This is a genomic window from Streptomyces sp. (assembly GCF_035645055.1).
In the GTDB taxonomy this organism is placed as follows: domain Bacteria; phylum Actinomycetota; class Actinomycetes; order Streptomycetales; family Streptomycetaceae; genus Streptomyces.
Genome location: NZ_DASQNH010000043.1, coordinates 25,988 through 41,283, shown reverse-complemented (window position 1 = coordinate 41,283; position 15,296 = coordinate 25,988). Strand labels below are relative to the sequence as shown.

Below are 15,296 nucleotides of genomic sequence, written 5' to 3'. Positions count from 1 at the left end.
GCATGACGGACCGTAGGGACGAACTCGCCGGAAATCTGGCACGGGTCGAGGAGCGCATCGCCGCGGCCTGCGCGGCGGCGGGACGCAAGCGTGAAGAGGTGACCCTGATCGTGGTCACCAAGACCTACCCCGCGAGCGATGTGCGGATCCTGTCGGAACTCGGTGTGCGCCACGTCGCCGAGAACCGTGACCAGGACGCGGCGCCCAAGGCCGCGGAATGCCGGGATCTGTCCCTTTCCTGGCATTTCGTCGGCCAGTTGCAGACCAACAAAGTCCGTTCTGTGGTCGGTTACGCGGATGTGGTGCAGTCCGTCGACCGGGACCGGCTGGTGACGGCGCTCTCCAAGGAGGCCGTACGGGCCGGACGGGAGGTCGGCTGTCTGATCCAGGTGGCCTTCGACGCCGGAGCGAGCGGCCGGGGCGAGCGGGGCGGCGTGGCGCCGGAAGGTGTCGAGGAGTTGGCCGGCCTGATCGCCGGCTCTCCCGGGCTGCGGCTCGACGGGCTGATGACGGTCGCACCTCTGACCGGTGAGTACGCCGGGCGGCAACAGGCGGCGTTCGAGCGGTTGGTGGATTTGTCGGCCGACCTGCGCCGAGACCATCCGGCTGCGAACATGGTCTCGGCAGGGATGAGTGGGGATCTCGAACAGGCCGTGGCCGCCGGAGCGACACATGTACGCGTCGGCAGCGCGGTACTCGGAGTCCGTCCCAGGGTCGGGTAACGTCGCCAGGAAGTCGGACCACAGCAGAAAATATGGTCATTACCGTCGAAGGGCGGGCGTAACGACCTCGTGGATCGCGGGCACTTGCCACTCGTCAGCCGATCCACCACAGAGCGGAGGACTCAGAGCATGGCCGGCGCGATGCGCAAGATGGCGGTCTACCTCGGCCTCGTGGAGGACGATGGGTACGACGGCCGGGGATTCGACCCCGATGACGACTTCGAGCCCGAGCTGGACCCGGAGCCCGAACGGGATCACCGGCGGCACGAACAGTCCCACCAGTCGCACGGTTCACACCAGCCCCAAAGGGACGAATCGGTGCGAGTCGTACACCCTCCCGCGCCCCGCGAGCCGGCGGCGCACTCCGCTTCGCTCCCCGCGGAATCCGGACGTCCGGCGCGCATCGCGCCCGTGGCGTCCATCACACAAGAACGCGCAAGCCTGGAGAAGAACGCACCGGTGATCATGCCCAAGGTCGTGTCGGAACGAGAGCCTTACCGGATCACCACGCTTCACCCGCGGACCTACAACGAGGCCCGTACCATCGGGGAACACTTCCGTGAGGGCACGCCGGTGATCATGAATCTGACCGAGATGGACGACACGGACGCGAAGCGACTTGTCGACTTTGCGGCCGGTTTGGTGTTTGGTCTTCACGGCAGCATCGAACGGGTGACGCAGAAGGTGTTCCTGTTGTCGCCTGCTAACGTCGATGTCACGGCGGAGGACAAGGCCCGCATCGCAGAGGGCGGGTTCTTCAACCAGAGCTGAGACGCACGACCGGAAATCGCGGTACAAAGCAGTACCCACACAGCACGGGAAACAGGGGAGAGGGAAGCACGGGCATGAGCGTGGTTCTGGATGTCATCTACATCGCGCTGATGTGCTTCCTCATCGTGCTCATCTTCCGGTTGGTCATGGACTACGTCTTCCAGTTCGCCCGCTCGTGGCAACCCGGCAAGGCGATGGTGGTCGTTCTGGAGGCCACCTACACTGTCACTGATCCACCGCTCAAGCTTCTGCGGCGGTTCATTCCGCCGCTGCGTCTCGGGGGCGTGGCGCTCGACCTGTCCTTCTTCGTACTGATGATCATCGTCTACATCCTGATCTCGATCGTGAGCCGGCTGTGAGCGATGTGACCTACCGTCTTGCCGAATGCCGACGACTACGTTGAGGTGAAGAGATGCCGTTGACCCCCGAGGACGTGCGGAACAAGCAGTTCACGACCGTCCGCCTCCGAGAAGGCTATGACGAGGACGAGGTCGATGCCTTCCTCGACGAGGTCGAAGCCGAACTGACCCGTCTGCTCCGCGAGAACGAGGATCTGCGCGCGAAGCTGGCCGCGGCCACCCGCGCCGCCGCGCAGAACCAGCAGAACATGCGCAAGCCGCAGGAGCAGCAGGACCAGCAGCAGCCTCAGCAGGGCATGCCCCAGCAGGGCATGCCGCAGCAGGGCATGCGAGGTCCCGGCGCTCCGGTGCCCGCCGGCATATCGGGCCCGCCGCAGCAGCAGATGGGCGGCCCCATGGGTGGCCCGCCCCAGCTGCCGAGCGGTGCCCCGCAGCTGCCCGCCGGCCCCGGCGGTCAGGGTCCGCAGGGTCCCGGCCCGATGGGTCAGGGTCCGATGGGCCAGGGTGGCCCGATGCAGGGCCAGATGGGCCCGGGTCCGATGGGCGGCCCCATGGGCGGTCCGATGGGCGGACCCGGTCAGGGCCCCGGCGGCGACAGCGCCGCCCGTGTCCTCTCGCTGGCCCAGCAGACCGCCGACCAGGCGATCGCCGAGGCCCGTTCCGAGGCCAACAAGATCGTCGGCGAGGCGCGTTCGCGTGCCGAGGGTCTGGAGCGTGACGCCCGTGCCAAGGCCGATGCCCTGGAGCGGGACGCGCAGGAGAAGCACCGTGTCGCGATGGGCTCCCTGGAGTCCGCCCGCGCCACGCTGGAGCGCAAGGTCGAGGACCTGCGCGGCTTCGAGCGCGAGTACCGCACGCGACTGAAGTCGTACCTGGAGTCGCAGCTGCGCCAGCTGGAGACCCAGGCCGACGACTCCCTCGCCCCGCCGCGGAACCCGGCGACCGCGTCCCTCCCGCCGTCCCCGGCGCCCTCCATGGCCCCGGCCGGCGCGAGCGCCCCGTCGTACGGCGGCAACCAGTCGATGGGGGGTGCGCCGAGCCCGTCCGCTCCGTCCTACGGCGGTCAGCAGCAGATGTCCCCGGCCATGACCCAGCCGATGGCGCCGGTCCGGCCGCAGGGTCCGTCGCCGATGGGCCAGGCTCCCTCGCCGATGCGCGGGTTCCTGATCGACGAGGACGACAACTGACAGCGCGTGGTACGGCGTAGCCGTCGGCAGCATTCAGGGCGGGGCCCCGGATTTCGATCCGGGGCCCCGCCCTTTTGCGCGGGAAGTCGCGTAGGGTGCTCGGGGGGCGCGTAGCGCAGAGGGAGTCGCGCCTCGATGGCATCGAGGAGGACGCCGGTTCGAATCCGGCCCGCCCCTGCTTGCTCGTCGCCCTTCCGTGACCTGTGACGACGTGCGACGCGAAAGGCCCGGCCCCCCAGTACGGGAGGCCGGGCCTTTCGCGTCGTCCGCCCGTGCCTTACGCCTTGCGCAGGCGGAAGGTCAGGGACAGGCCCTCGTCGGTGAACGGCTCGCCGTAGCCCGAGCCGTCGGCCTCGCCCTGGGCGAAGTCCGTGGCCAGCACCTCGTCGGCGATCAGCGCGGAGTGCTCGGACAGGGCGGCGACGACCGCCGGGTCCGTGGCCGTCCAGCGCAGCGCGATCCGGTCGGCCACGTCGAGGCCGCTGTTCTTGCGGGCCTCCTGGATCAGCCGGATCGCGTCACGGGCGAGGCCCGCCTGGCGCAGCTCCTCGGTGATCTCCAGGTCCAGGGCGACCGTGGCACCCGCGTCGGACGCCACCGACCAGCCCTCGCGCGGGGTCTCGGTGATGATCACCTCGTCCGGGGCGAGGGTGATCGTCTCGCCGTCGACCTCCACGGACGCGTTGCCCTCGCGCAGTGCCAGCGACAGGGCCGCCGCGTCGGCGTTCGCGATCGCCTTGGCGACGTCCTGGACACGCTTGCCGAACCGCTTGCCCAGGGCACGGAAGTTGGCCTTGGCGGTCGTGTCGACCAGGGAGCCGCCGACCTCGCTGAGCGACGCCAGCGACTCGACGTTCAGCTCCTCGGTGATCTGGGTGTGCAGCTCGCGGTCGAGCGCCTCGAAGCCGGTCGCCGCGATCAGCGCGCGCCTGAGCGGCTGACGGGTCTTGACGCCCGACTCCGCGCGGGTGGCCCGTCCCAGCTCCACCAGGCGGCGCACCAGCACCATCTGCCGCGACAGCTCCGGGTCGATCGCGCCGAGGTCCGCCTCCGGCCAGGACGCCAGGTGCACCGACTCCGGCGCGCCCGGGGTGACCGGGACGACCAGGTCCTGCCAGACCCGCTCGGTGATGAACGGGGTCAGCGGGGCCATCAGCTTGGTGACCGTCTCGACCACCTCGTGCAGGGTGCGCAGCGCGGCCTTGTCGCCCTGCCAGAATCGGCGCCGGGAGCGGCGGACGTACCAGTTCGACAGGTCGTCGACGAACGCGGACAGCAGCTTGCCGGCGCGCTGGGTGTCGTACGCCTCCAGCGCCTGGGTCACCTGGTCGGTGAGGGCGTGGAGTTCGCTGAGCAGCCAGCGGTCCAGCAGCGGGCGGTCGGCCGGGGCCGGGTCCGCCGCGGACGGCGCCCAGTTCGACGTCCGCGCGTACAGGGCCTGGAAGGCGACCGTGTTCCAGTAGGTGAGGAGCGTCTTGCGGACGACCTCCTGGATGGTGCCGTGGCCCACGCGGCGGGCCGCCCACGGGGAGCCGCCGGCCGCCATGAACCAGCGGACCGCGTCCGCGCCGTGCTGGTCCATCAACGGGATCGGCTGGAGGATGTTGCCCAGGTGCTTGGACATCTTCCGGCCGTCCTCGGCGAGGATGTGGCCGAGGCAGACGACGTTCTCGTAAGACGACTTGTCGAAGACGAGCGTGCCCACCGCCATCAGCGTGTAGAACCAGCCGCGGGTCTGGTCGATGGCCTCGGAGATGAACTGCGCCGGGTACCGGCTCTCGAACAGCTCCTTGTTCTTGTACGGGTAGCCCCACTGCGCGAACGGCATCGAACCCGAGTCGTACCAGGCGTCGATGACCTCCGGCACGCGCACCGCGTCGAGGGAGCAGCCCTCGTGGGTGCAGGTGAAGGTGACGTCGTCGATGAACGGGCGGTGCGGGTCGAGGTTCGACTGGTCGGTGCCGGTCAGCTCGGTCAGCTCCGCGCGGGAGCCGACGCAGGTGAGGTGGCCCTCCTCGCAGCGCCAGATCGGCAGCGGGGTGCCCCAGTAGCGGTTGCGGGACAGCGCCCAGTCGATGTTGTTGTTCAGCCAGTCGCCGAAGCGGCCGTGCTTGACCGTGTCCGGGAACCAGTTGGTCTTCTCGTTCTCCTGGAGCAGGCGGTCCTTGACGGCGGTCGTGCGGATGTACCAGGAGGGCTGCGCGTAGTACAGCAGCGCGGTGTGGCAGCGCCAGCAGTGCGGGTAGCTGTGCTCGTACGGCAGGTGCTTGAAGAGCAGGCCCCGCTGCTGGAGGTCCTCGGTGAGCTTCTCGTCGGCCTTCTTGAAGAAGACGCCGCCGACCAGCGGGACCTCCTCCTCGAAGGTGCCGTCCGGGCGGACCGGGTTCACCACGGGCAGGCCGTAGGCGCGGCAGACCTTGAGGTCGTCCTCACCGAAGGCGGGGGACTGGTGGACCAGACCCGTGCCGTCCTCGGTGGTCACGTACTCGGCGTTCACCACGAAGTGGGCCGGCTCCGGGAACTCGACCAGCTCGAAGGGGCGCTGGTACGTCCAGCGTTCCATCTCGGCGCCGGTGAAGGACTGGCCGGTGGTCTCCCAGCCCTCGCCGAGCGCCTTGGCGACCAGCGGCTCGGCGACGACCAGCTTCTCCGTGCCCTCGGGGCCCTTCGTCGCGACGACGTAGGTGACCTCCGGGTGGGCGGCCACGGCGGTGTTGGAGACCAGGGTCCACGGGGTGGTCGTCCACACCAGCAGGGCCGCCTCGCCGGCCAGCGGGCCGGAGGTCAGCGGGAAGCGGACGTAGACCGACGGGTCGACGACCGTCTCGTAGCCCTGCGCCAGCTCGTGGTCGGACAGGCCGGTGCCGCAGCGCGGGCACCAGGGCGCCACGCGGTGGTCCTGGACCAGCAGGCCCTTGTCGAAGATGGTCTTCAGCGACCACCAGACCGACTCGATGTACTCCGGGTCCATCGTGCGGTAGGCGTCGTCGAGGTCGACCCAGTAGCCCATGCGGGTCGTCAGCTCGGCGAAGGCGTCGGTGTGGCGGGTCACGGACTCGCGGCACTTGGCGTTGAACTCGGCGATGCCGAACGCCTCGATGTCCTGCTTGCCGGCGAAGCCCAGCTCCTTCTCGACCGCCAGCTCGACCGGCAGGCCGTGGCAGTCCCAGCCCGCCTTGCGGGCCACGTGGTAGCCGCGCATGGTGCGGAAGCGGGGGAAGACGTCCTTGAAGACGCGCGCCTCGATGTGGTGGGCGCCGGGCATGCCGTTGGCGGTGGGTGGGCCCTCGTAGAACACCCACTCGGGGCGGCCCTGGGAATGCTCCAGGCTCTTGGCAAAGATCTTCTGCTCGCGCCAGAACTCGAGCACGGCGTGCTCGAGCGCGGGCAGGTCGACCTGAGCGGGCACCTGGCGGTACGTCGGCGCTGTCGTCATCAGCGATCTTCCTCCGGCGGAGTTGCTGCGTTCCGTCGGAGGGACGAGAGCTACGTCTTTCCTACGCCGCTTCGGCGCGCTCCCGCGGTACCACCCTCCTTGGCTCTCCGGGGCAGGTCCTTGCCTCGGCGAGCCCCCTCATTGGGGTCGCGATGCCGGTTCTACTGGCCACTGCTCCGGGCTGCGGCTTTCTTCCGGCGGCTCCGGGGTGATCTTCACGTCGCGCTCGCCCCCGGGCTTCCACCGTCCCCGGGTCGCTCTGGGCTGCGTACGCCGCTACTCGTCCCCATCCACGCTTTTCGCTCCGCCCAGTGTACGGCGCCCCACGGACAGCGGCCGACCGGTTTTACGGCGGGCCCGGCGCGGCGCTCGCGATGACCCGAATGGACATCTGGGGGGTCGCGTTCCGGGGAAGTCGAGCTCGGCGGCATACCCCGCGGGGAGCTGGGCACAACGCATGCATGCCGGTCACACGGGGTCGTGGGGCGGGCGAATCGGGCGGCGTGCCCCGTTGCCGCGGGACTCAAGTCGATTTATCGTCCCAGCACGATTCGCGTGCAAGATCACAATATGTGAAGGGGCCGCGGCCATGGTGGCGAAGAAGACCGCCGTACAGCAGTCGGCGTCGGGCAGGCCCACGAGCGCCCGTGCCTCCGGCGGTGCGGCCGGGGATGTGAGCGGTGCGGTCAAGGATGTGAGCGGGAAGAGGAGCACGCGGGGTGCCGACGCGGCGGGGGCGAAGCGTGCGGTGAACGCCGTGAACACGGTGCGGAGGGAGGGGGGCGGGGGGAAGGCGGCTGCTCCTGAGGTCGCCGCGGGGAAAGCGGTGGCGGGGAAGAAGACCGCGGGCAAGGAGGCGGGCCTGAAGAAGGCCGTCCCGGAGAAGGCGGCGGTGACGGCGGCTGCCGCGAAGGAGACCGCCGCGAAGAAGACGACGGCCCAGAAGACGACGGCCCAGAAGTCGGTGGCCAAGAACACCGCCGCGAAGGAGACCGCCGCGAAGGAGACCGCCGGGAAGAAGGCGGCGGCCAAGGAGACCGCCGCGAAGAAGGCGGCGGCCAAGAAGACCGCGGGCAAGAAGACTGCGGCCGAGAAGACTGCGGGCAGGAAGACCGCGGCCGAGAAGACCGCGGTCAGGAAGGCGGCAGCCGAGGAGGTGCCCGCCGAGAAGGCCGTGGCTGCGGCGCCGCCCGAGGAGGTGCCCGTCAGGAAGGCCCCCGTCAAGAAGGCCCCCGCCGAGAAGACAGTGGCCAAGAAGACCGCGGCCGAGAAGACAGTGGCCAAGAAGACAGTGGCCAAGAAGACCGCGGCCAAAAAGGCGGCGGTCAAGAAGGCCTCCCCCGGGCAGGCTCCGGCCGGCCAGGCCGCGGCCGGGAGGGCGGCGCCCCGCCGCCCGACGGGCAGGAAGGCCGCGGCCGAGGCCCCCGCCGCCGGTGGGACGGCCGTGGCGGGCGAAGAGGGTGCCGGGCGGGAAGAGGGAGCGCAGGGTCCTGCCGAGGGCGGGGCGGAGAGCACGGCGAAGAAGGCGGGCGCGGCCGAGGCCGCGGAGCAGACGGGAGCCACGACGGTGGTTGCGAAGAAGACTTCTGGCACGGCCCCGGCGGCCCAGACCGCCGTCCCCAAGGCACGCGCCGCCGCGGCGGAGCCCGGCGAGCTGGCGGTGCGCCCCGGTGAGGACCCCTGGACCCCTGAGGAGGTCGAGGAGGCCCGCGCGGACCTGTCGGGCGAGGCGGACCGGCTGAGCGCGGAGATCGCCTCCTCGGAGGCGTCCCTGGCCGGCCTGATGCGGGAGTCCGGGGACGGCGCGGGGGACGACCAGGCGGACACCGGTGCCAAGAACATCACGCGCGAGCACGAGCTGGCCCTGGTCGCGAACGCGCGCGAGATGCTGATGCAGATCGAGCGCGCCCTGCAGCGCCTGGACACGGGCACGTACGGCCTGTGCGAGAACTGCGGCAACCCGATCGGCAAGGCGAGGATGCAGGCCTTCCCGCGCGCGACCCTGTGCGTGGAGTGCAAGCAGAAGCAGGAGCGCCGGTACTGAACGCCGGTACTGATCGGCACGGAAGGCGTGCCGTACCCTCGTCCTCAGTCAGGCACCTAGGTTGAGGGACTCACGTGGCAGAGGCGGAGCGCATCATCGGTACGCCGGACAATTCGGACGCGGCCCGGGCCGAGGAGCCGGAGCGGCCCGGCGGCGACGAAAGCGGCGAGAGCGGCGCCGAGTCCGGGGCCGCTGCCGCGGGGCACCGGGGCAAGCGGCGGATCGCCGTGCTCTTCGCGGTCGCCGCCTTCGCCTACCTGCTCGACCTGATCAGCAAGATCATTGTGGTCGAGAAGCTGGAGCACCAGGAGCCGATCGAGGTCATCGGCGACTGGCTGCGGTTCGAGGCGATCCGCAACGCGGGCGCGGCCTTCGGCTTCGGTGAGGCCTTCACCGTGATCTTCACGGTGATCGCGGCGGCCGTGATCGTGGTGATCGCCCGCCTCGCCCGCAAGCTGTACAGCCTGCCCTGGGCGATCGCGCTCGGCATGCTGCTGGGCGGCGCGCTCGGCAACCTCACGGACCGGATCTTCCGCTCGCCGGGCGTCTTCGAGGGCGCGGTGGTGGACTTCATCGCGCCCAAGCACTTCGCCGTCTTCAACCTGGCCGACTCGGCGATCGTGTGCGGCGGAATCCTGATCGTGCTGCTGTCCTTCAAGGGCCTCGACCCGGACGGCACCGTCCACAAGGACTGAGCACCGCGTACGGATGTGCCGGACCCGTCCGGCATACTCGACGGGTGAGCACCCTTCCCGAGATCCGTAACCTGCCCGTGCCCGACGGCCTGGAGGGCGAGCGCGTCGACGCCGCCATCTCCCGCATGTTCGGCTTCTCCCGTACGAAGGCCGCGGAGCTGGCCGCGGCGGGCAAGGTGCTGGTCGACGGCACGGTGGTCGGCAAGTCCGAGCGGGTGCGCGGCGGCGCCTGGCTGGAGGTCGAGATGCCGCAGGCCGCCGCGCCGGTGCAGGTGGTGGCCGAGCCCGTCGAGGGCATGGAGATCGTGCATGACGACGATGACGTGGTCGTCATCGTGAAGCCGGTCGGTGTCGCCGCCCACCCGAGCCCCGGCTGGACCGGGCCGACCGTCATCGGCGGGCTCGCCGCCGCGGGGTACCGGATCTCGACGTCCGGCGCCGCCGAGCGCCAGGGCATCGTGCACCGCCTGGACGTCGGCACGTCGGGCCTGATGGTCGTGGCGAAGTCGGAGTACGCGTACACGTCGCTGAAGCGCCAGTTCAAGGAGCGCACGGTCGACAAGCGGTACCACACGCTCGTGCAGGGCCACCCGGACCCGACCAGCGGCACCATCGACGCGCCGATCGGCCGCCACCCGAACCACGACTACAAGTGGGCGGTCATCGCCGAGGGCAAGCCCTCCGTCACGCACTACGACCTGATCGAGGCGTTCCGCGCGGCGTCCCTGCTCGATGTGAAGCTGGAGACCGGCCGCACCCACCAGATCCGCGTCCACATGGCCGCGCACCGGCACCCCTGCGTCGGCGACCTGACGTACGGCGCCGACCCGACGCTCGCCAAGCGGCTGCGCCTGACCCGGCAGTGGCTGCACGCCGTCCGCCTCGGCTTCGAGCACCCGGGCAGCGGCGAGTGGGCCGAGTTCGCCTGCGACTATCCCGAGGACCTCCAGCAGGCGCTGGACCAGGTCCGCGAGGAGACCTACGGATGACCCCGCCCGCCCCGTCCGGCAAGTCGGCGTACGTCGTGCGCGTCGCCGAGGAGTCGGCCGACCGTGAGGCGTGCTTCGCGGTGCGCAAGCAGGTCTTCGTCGCCGAGCAGGGCGTACCGGAGGACGTGGAGTACGACGCGTACGACGCCGGCGCGCTGCATGTGCTCGCCGTCCGGGAGGACGGGGTGCCGCTGGGCACCGGGCGGCTGCTGTACGGCGAGGCCGCCGCGGCGCGGACCGGGGGCGACCCGTCGGTGGGCGCCCTCGGCCGGCTGGCGGTCGTCCGGGACGCGCGCGGCCTGGGGGTCGGCGTGGCACTGGTCCGGGCGATCGAGGACGCGGCCCGTGCGCGGGGGCTCGCGGCGGTGGATCTGCACGCGCAGACGCACGCGCTGCGTTTCTACGAGCGGCTGGGGTACGAGTCCTACGGCCCGGAGTACCTGGAGGCGGGGATTCCGCACCAGGCGATGCGGCGCGCGCTGTAGCGCGGATGGTCCATGGCAGGGTGGGTATCCGGGGGGCCTGATCGCCTAGACCCGTCGGAGTGCTGAGCGTGGATCAGTTGGCCCTGTTGTTCGTCCTGCTGCTCGGGGCCGTGGTGAGCGTCCCGGTCGGGGACCGCCTGGGTGTGCCCGCGCCGGTACTGATGACGCTGCTCGGCATCGTGCTGGCGCTGCTCGACTTCGTGCCGAACGTCGACATCCCGCCGGACCTGATCCTGCCGCTGTTGCTGCCGCCGCTGCTCTACGCGGCCGTACGACGCACCTCCTGGCGCCAGTTCGCGGCGAACAAACGGCCGATCTTCCTGCTCGCCGTGGCGCTGGTGTTCGTCACGATGTTCTGTGTGGGCTTCGTCGCCCACGCCATCGTGCCCGGACTGCCGATCGCCGCCGCCCTGGCCCTCGGCGCCCTGGTCGCGCCGCCCGACCCGGTCGCCGCGACCGCCGTCGCCGGGCAGCTGGGGCTGCCACGCCGGCTGGTGTCCATCCTGGAGGGCGAGGGTCTGTTCAACGATGTGACGGCCATCGTGCTCTACCACGTGGCGATCGCCGCCGTGGTCGGCGGCAGCTTCTCGCCCTGGGGAGCCGGGCTCGACCTGGTGCTGTCCGCCGTGGTGGCGGTCGCGGTGGGGCTCGCGCTCGGCTGGGGCGCGAACAAGCTGATGGACCTGCTGGGCGACCCCACCCTCCAGATCGGGCTCACCCTGCTGGTGCCGTACGCCGCCTATGTGCTGGCCGAGGAACTGCACGGCTCCGGGGTACTGGCCGTGCTCACCGCGGCGCTGTTCCTCGCGGAGTACGCCACCGACGCCGACGACGTCATGACCCGGCTCGCCGGGCACACCTTCTGGGACGTCGTCGACACCCTCGTCACCGGGGTCGCCTTCGGGCTGATCGGCCTCGAACTGCACAACGCGATCCACACGGCGTCCGGACGGTGGGGCGAGATGCTGGGCTGGGCGGCGGCCGTCGCGGGCGTCGTGGTCCTCGTCCGGCTGCTCTGGCTGCTGCCCGCGACCTGGCTGACCAAACGGCTGCACGCGCGGCGCGACCACGAGGACATCCCCATGAGCTGGCGGGAGACCGTCGTCATGTGGTGGGCGGGGATGCGGGGTGTGGCCTCGGTGGCGCTGGCGCTGGCCATTCCGCTGAAGACCGACGACGGGTCGCCGTTCCCCGACCGGGACGAGATCGTCTTCATCGCGTTCGGTGTGATCATGGCGACGCTGGTGCTCCAGGGGCTGACCCTGCCGTGGCTGGTCAAGCGGCTCGGAGTGCGCGCGGACAGCGAGCGGGAGAAGGAGTTCGAGAAGGCGCTCGCGGTGCGGGCGGCCAAGGCCGCCAAGCGGCGGTTGCGGGAGATCGAGCAGGTCGAGGAACTGCCGGAGGAGCTGTCCGAGCGGATGCTGCGGCGTGCCTTCGAGATCGGGGTGCGGATCAGCCCGGACATGGGCGAGGAGGAGCGGATGGAGGCGCACGCCCAGCGGGTGAAGCGGATGAAGCGGGTGCGCCGGATCGAGGGGGAGATGCTGAGCGCCGCCCGGCACGAGGTGCTGGCGGCGCGCAGCGAACAGGGGGCGGACCCCGAGGTGGTGGACCGGGTGCTGCGCCAGCTGGATGTGCGCAGTCTGCGCTAGGGGGTGTCCCGCCCGGCCGTCCGGCTCAGCTCCGGTCCGCCCTCGGGGTCTCCACCGCGCGGCGGTTCGGCATGCCGTCGAGGGACGAGCGGGGACCCGGCGGCCGGCCCGGCAGGTTGGCGTCGGCCGTGTTGACCCGGGGCAGGGCGTACGGGTGCTCGCGGACCAGCCAGTCGATCATCTGCTCGCGGACCGCGACCCGGACCGTCCAGACGTCGTCGGCGTCCTTCGCGGTCATCAGGGCCCGCACCTCCATCGTGTTGGGCGTGGTGTCGGTGACCGAGAGGTCGTAGGCGCGCCCGTCCCAGGCGGGGCACTCGCGCAGCAGGTCGCGGAGCTTGTCGCGCATCGCCTCCACCGGGGCCGAGTGGTCCAGGTGCCAGAAGACGACACCGGTCATCTGCGGGGTGCCGCGCGACCAGTTCTCGAACGGCTTGGAGGTGAAGTACGACACCGGCATGGTGACCCGGCGCTCGTCCCAGGTCCGTACCGTCAGATAGGTCAGGGTGATCTCCTCGACGGTGCCCCACTGGCCGTCCACGACGACCGTGTCCCCGATGCGCACCATGTCGCCGAACGCGATCTGGAAGCCCGCGAACACGTTGCTCAGCGTGGACTGCGCGGCGACGCCGGCGACGATGCCGAGGATGCCCGCGGAGGCCAGCAGGGAGGCGCCCGCCGCGCGGAAGGCGGGGAACGTCAGCAGCATCGCCGCCACCGCCACCACCCCGACGGTCGCCGCGACCACCCGCATGATCAGCGACACCTGGGTGCGCACCCGGCGCACCCGCGCGGGGTCGCGCCGGGCCCGGGAGTGGGCGTACCGGGTGTACGAGGTCTCGACGACCGCCGCCGCGATCCGGATCACCAGCCAGGCGGCCGAGCCGATCAGCACCAGAGTGAGGACGTGGCCGACACCGACCCGGTGGTCGCCGAGCAGCTGCGCCTTGTCGTACGACCCTCTCAGCAGCGCGGCGCACAGGACGAGCTGGTAGGGAATGCGGCCGCGGCGCAGCAGGTCCCACAGCGGGGTCTCGCCCTGCCGTTCGTCGGCCCTGCGCAGCAGCAGGTCGGTGGCCCAGCCGATCACCAGAGTGAGCAGGACGGAGCCGCCGACCACGATCAGTGGGCGGAGTATGTTCTCCATGACCAGGAACGTAACCGGCCATCGCAGGCCTGAACCTGTGATTCGGCCGACGTTCCGGGTAGTGCCCGGGCCCCGCGAGGTCACACCCGGCTGGCACCATGGCCTCATGAACATCATGCTCTTTCACTCGACCTATGGCCTCAGGCCCGCGGTGCGGGCCGCGGCGGACCGGCTGCGCGCGGCCGGGCACGAGGTGTGGACGCCGGACCTCCTGGAGGGGCGCACGTTCGACACGGTCGAGGAGGGCATGGCGGTCCAGGACGAGATCGGCAAGGACGAACTGCTGAAGCGGGCCGTGCTGGCCGCCGCCCCGTATTCGGAGCGGGGGCTGGTGTACGCCGGGTTCTCCCTCGGGGCCTCGATCGCGCAGACCCTGGCCCTGGGCGACGAGAAGGCGAAGGGCCTGCTGCTGCTGCACGGCACCTCGGATCTCGCGCCGGACGTCTCGGTGGATGATCTGCCGGTGCAGCTGCACATGGCCGAGCCGGACCCGTTCGAGACGGAGGACTGGCTCGGCTCCTGGTATCTCCAGATGCGCCGCGCGGGCGCGGACGTGGAGGTGTTCCGGTATGCCGGGGCGGGCCACCTCTACACCGACCCCGAGCTGCCGGACTACGACGCGGAGGCAGCCGAGGCCACCTGGCGGGTGGCGCTCGGCTTCCTGGACTCGCTCCACTAGACGGTCAGACGGTTCAGCCGTTGGCGCGGTAGGCCGTCCAGTTCTGTTGCATGCGGGTCACCTGGCCGGAGGTGAACTGGTACATGCAGGCGTCGTAGGTGTAGTCCATGAAGTTGTGGATCGGGTCGGTGCCCGCCTTGCGGGCGCAGGTGTCCCGGCCCTCGGGGCACTCGTAGGCCGGGCTCTTCTCGGCCGGGGTGTCCTCGACGTAGTCGCCGTTGCCGCTGCAGCCGCCCTGGAAGGTGTGGTACAGGCCCAGCCAGTGACCGACCTCGTGGGTCGCGGTGTCGCCCTCGTCGTAGTGGGTGGCCGAGCCGCCGGGCAGCGACGCGTCCAGCACGACCACGCCGTCCATGGACGGACTGGAGTTGTACGAGCTGGGGAAGGTGGCCCAGCCGAGCAGTCCGCCGCCGAGGTTGGCGGTGTAGAAGTTGAGCGCGCCCGCCCCGCCCTTGCGCAGGGCGGACTTCATCGCCTTCTCCTCGGCGGAGCCGGAGGAGAGGTTGTACCAGGCGGCGTTGTCCGTGTAGTCGGTGCCGGCCAGGGTGAACTGGAAGCCGGAGTCGACGTTGCCGGTGCCCTGGCCGCCGAACGCCGCGTTCAGCACGTTCATCTGGGCGGTGATGTCGGCCGAGCCGAGCCGGCCCTTGGTGCCGTCGTGGATGACGTGGAAGTAGACCGGGATGCTGGTCGTGGCGGTCGCCGAGAGGCTGCGGCCGTTCGCGGGCAGCTTGTCGAGCTTCCTGCGCAGGTCGGCGTCCATGGCCTGAGCCCTGGCGGCGCTCACCTCGTTGGGCTCGGCGGCGTGCTCGCCGTGCCCGGGGCGGGCCTCGCGGGCCGTGGCGGGGGTGCTCGCGTGGGCGTCCGCGTGGGTGTCCTCGACGCACTCGGCGGCCGTGGGGGTGCCGGCCGCCGCGACGCTGGTGGGCGCCGACAGGGGGGTGAGCATCAGGGTTCCGGCCACGACGGCGGTGGCGAGAACACGTCTGCGCGTCGAGGGAGATATCCGGGCAAGCGCACGCATGCTGGCTCCTAGCGGATGCGGTGGGGAGGGCGCACAGGGGTCTTCCTGGTCGCCGCCCGGAGATTACGTGGACATGACCAGGCGAGAAGAGTTGCGATCAGGCCCA

Annotated in this window: 13 protein-coding genes and 1 tRNA gene; 11 read left to right on the top strand and 3 right to left on the bottom strand. The window is 70.8% G+C overall.

What is annotated here, in order from left to right; translation table 11 throughout:
* The first annotated feature begins 2 nt into the window (after positions 1 to 2).
* The 5 genes from VE614_RS14425 (at position 3) to VE614_RS14405 (ending at position 3,216) form a co-directional block, all read left to right on the top strand.
* On the top strand, positions 3 to 722 hold the full coding sequence (locus VE614_RS14425) for a YggS family pyridoxal phosphate-dependent enzyme (protein WP_324936512.1): 720 nt from the start codon (positions 3 to 5) through the stop codon (positions 720 to 722).
* Positions 723 to 851: 129 nt separating this feature from the next.
* The gene (locus tag VE614_RS14420) at positions 852 to 1,493 is read left to right on the top strand and encodes a cell division protein SepF (RefSeq protein WP_324936510.1); all 642 of its coding nucleotides are present in this window, start codon (positions 852 to 854) and stop codon (positions 1,491 to 1,493) included.
* 74 nt (positions 1,494 to 1,567) lie between these two features.
* Complete coding sequence (locus VE614_RS14415; RefSeq protein WP_016435858.1) at positions 1,568 to 1,852, top strand: YggT family protein; 285 nt, start codon at positions 1,568 to 1,570, stop codon at positions 1,850 to 1,852.
* A 53-nt stretch (positions 1,853 to 1,905) separates the two neighbouring features.
* The gene (locus VE614_RS14410) at positions 1,906 to 3,039 is read left to right on the top strand and encodes a DivIVA domain-containing protein (RefSeq protein WP_324936502.1); all 1,134 of its coding nucleotides are present in this window, start codon (positions 1,906 to 1,908) and stop codon (positions 3,037 to 3,039) included.
* Between the two features lie 103 nt (positions 3,040 to 3,142).
* Positions 3,143 to 3,216 (top strand) — tRNA-Ala (locus VE614_RS14405).
* Between the two features lie 100 nt (positions 3,217 to 3,316).
* Here the strand turns inward: VE614_RS14405 and ileS are convergent.
* Positions 3,317 to 6,475: an isoleucine--tRNA ligase gene (gene ileS / locus VE614_RS14400; protein ID WP_324936500.1), complete on the bottom strand. Its 3,159-nt coding sequence runs from the start codon at positions 6,473 to 6,475 to the stop codon at positions 3,317 to 3,319.
* Positions 6,476 to 7,301: 826 nt separating this feature from the next.
* Between ileS and VE614_RS14395 the strand changes: the two genes are divergently transcribed.
* From VE614_RS14395 to VE614_RS14375, 5 genes are all read left to right on the top strand, one after another.
* Entirely contained in the window at positions 7,302 to 8,519 is a 1,218-nt protein-coding gene (locus VE614_RS14395) for a histone H1-like repetitive region-containing protein (protein WP_324936497.1), read from the top strand.
* A 74-nt stretch (positions 8,520 to 8,593) separates the two neighbouring features.
* On the top strand, positions 8,594 to 9,214 hold the full coding sequence (gene lspA, locus VE614_RS14390; RefSeq protein ID WP_324936495.1) for a signal peptidase II: 621 nt from the start codon (positions 8,594 to 8,596) through the stop codon (positions 9,212 to 9,214).
* Positions 9,215 to 9,258: 44 nt separating this feature from the next.
* Complete coding sequence (locus tag VE614_RS14385; protein WP_324936493.1) at positions 9,259 to 10,203, top strand: RluA family pseudouridine synthase; 945 nt, start codon at positions 9,259 to 9,261, stop codon at positions 10,201 to 10,203.
* Positions 10,200 to 10,688: a GNAT family N-acetyltransferase gene (locus tag VE614_RS14380; RefSeq protein ID WP_324936491.1), complete on the top strand. Its 489-nt coding sequence runs from the start codon at positions 10,200 to 10,202 to the stop codon at positions 10,686 to 10,688. The genes VE614_RS14385 and VE614_RS14380 overlap by 4 nt, the downstream gene beginning before the upstream one ends.
* A 68-nt stretch (positions 10,689 to 10,756) precedes the next feature.
* Positions 10,757 to 12,340, top strand: coding sequence for a Na+/H+ antiporter (locus VE614_RS14375; protein WP_324936489.1), 1,584 nt, complete (start codon positions 10,757 to 10,759; stop codon positions 12,338 to 12,340).
* Between the two features lie 25 nt (positions 12,341 to 12,365).
* Here the strand turns inward: VE614_RS14375 and VE614_RS14370 are convergent, their stop codons facing one another.
* Positions 12,366 to 13,487, bottom strand: a complete 1,122-nt coding sequence (locus VE614_RS14370) for a mechanosensitive ion channel family protein (protein WP_324936487.1) — start codon at positions 13,485 to 13,487, stop codon at positions 12,366 to 12,368.
* A gap of 106 nt (positions 13,488 to 13,593) precedes the next feature.
* Between VE614_RS14370 and VE614_RS14365 the strand changes: the two genes are divergently transcribed.
* The gene (locus tag VE614_RS14365) at positions 13,594 to 14,166 is read left to right on the top strand and encodes a dienelactone hydrolase family protein (RefSeq protein WP_324936485.1); all 573 of its coding nucleotides are present in this window, start codon (positions 13,594 to 13,596) and stop codon (positions 14,164 to 14,166) included.
* Between the two features lie 13 nt (positions 14,167 to 14,179).
* Here the strand turns inward: VE614_RS14365 and VE614_RS14360 are convergent, their stop codons facing one another.
* Entirely contained in the window at positions 14,180 to 15,190 is a 1,011-nt protein-coding gene (locus VE614_RS14360) for a zinc metalloprotease (protein WP_324936483.1), read from the bottom strand.
* Positions 15,191 to 15,296 lie beyond the last annotated feature (106 nt).

Bases quoted from the DNA above. Each gene is read 5' to 3' on its own strand.
- VE614_RS14425 (WP_324936512.1), top strand. From the start codon at position 3: ATGACGGACCGTAGGGACGAACTCGCCGGAAATCTGGCACGGGTCGAG.
- VE614_RS14420 (WP_324936510.1), top strand. From the start codon at position 852: ATGGCCGGCGCGATGCGCAAGATGGCGGTCTACCTCGGCCTCGTGGAG.
- VE614_RS14415 (WP_016435858.1), top strand. From the start codon at position 1,568: ATGAGCGTGGTTCTGGATGTCATCTACATCGCGCTGATGTGCTTCCTC.
- VE614_RS14410 (WP_324936502.1), top strand. From the start codon at position 1,906: ATGCCGTTGACCCCCGAGGACGTGCGGAACAAGCAGTTCACGACCGTC.
- ileS (WP_324936500.1), bottom strand. From the start codon at position 6,475: ATGACGACAGCGCCGACGTACCGCCAGGTGCCCGCTCAGGTCGACCTG.
- VE614_RS14380 (WP_324936491.1), top strand. From the start codon at position 10,200: ATGACCCCGCCCGCCCCGTCCGGCAAGTCGGCGTACGTCGTGCGCGTC.
- VE614_RS14370 (WP_324936487.1), bottom strand. From the start codon at position 13,487: ATGGAGAACATACTCCGCCCACTGATCGTGGTCGGCGGCTCCGTCCTG.
- VE614_RS14365 (WP_324936485.1), top strand. From the start codon at position 13,594: ATGAACATCATGCTCTTTCACTCGACCTATGGCCTCAGGCCCGCGGTG.
- VE614_RS14360 (WP_324936483.1), bottom strand. From the start codon at position 15,190: ATGCGTGCGCTTGCCCGGATATCTCCCTCGACGCGCAGACGTGTTCTC.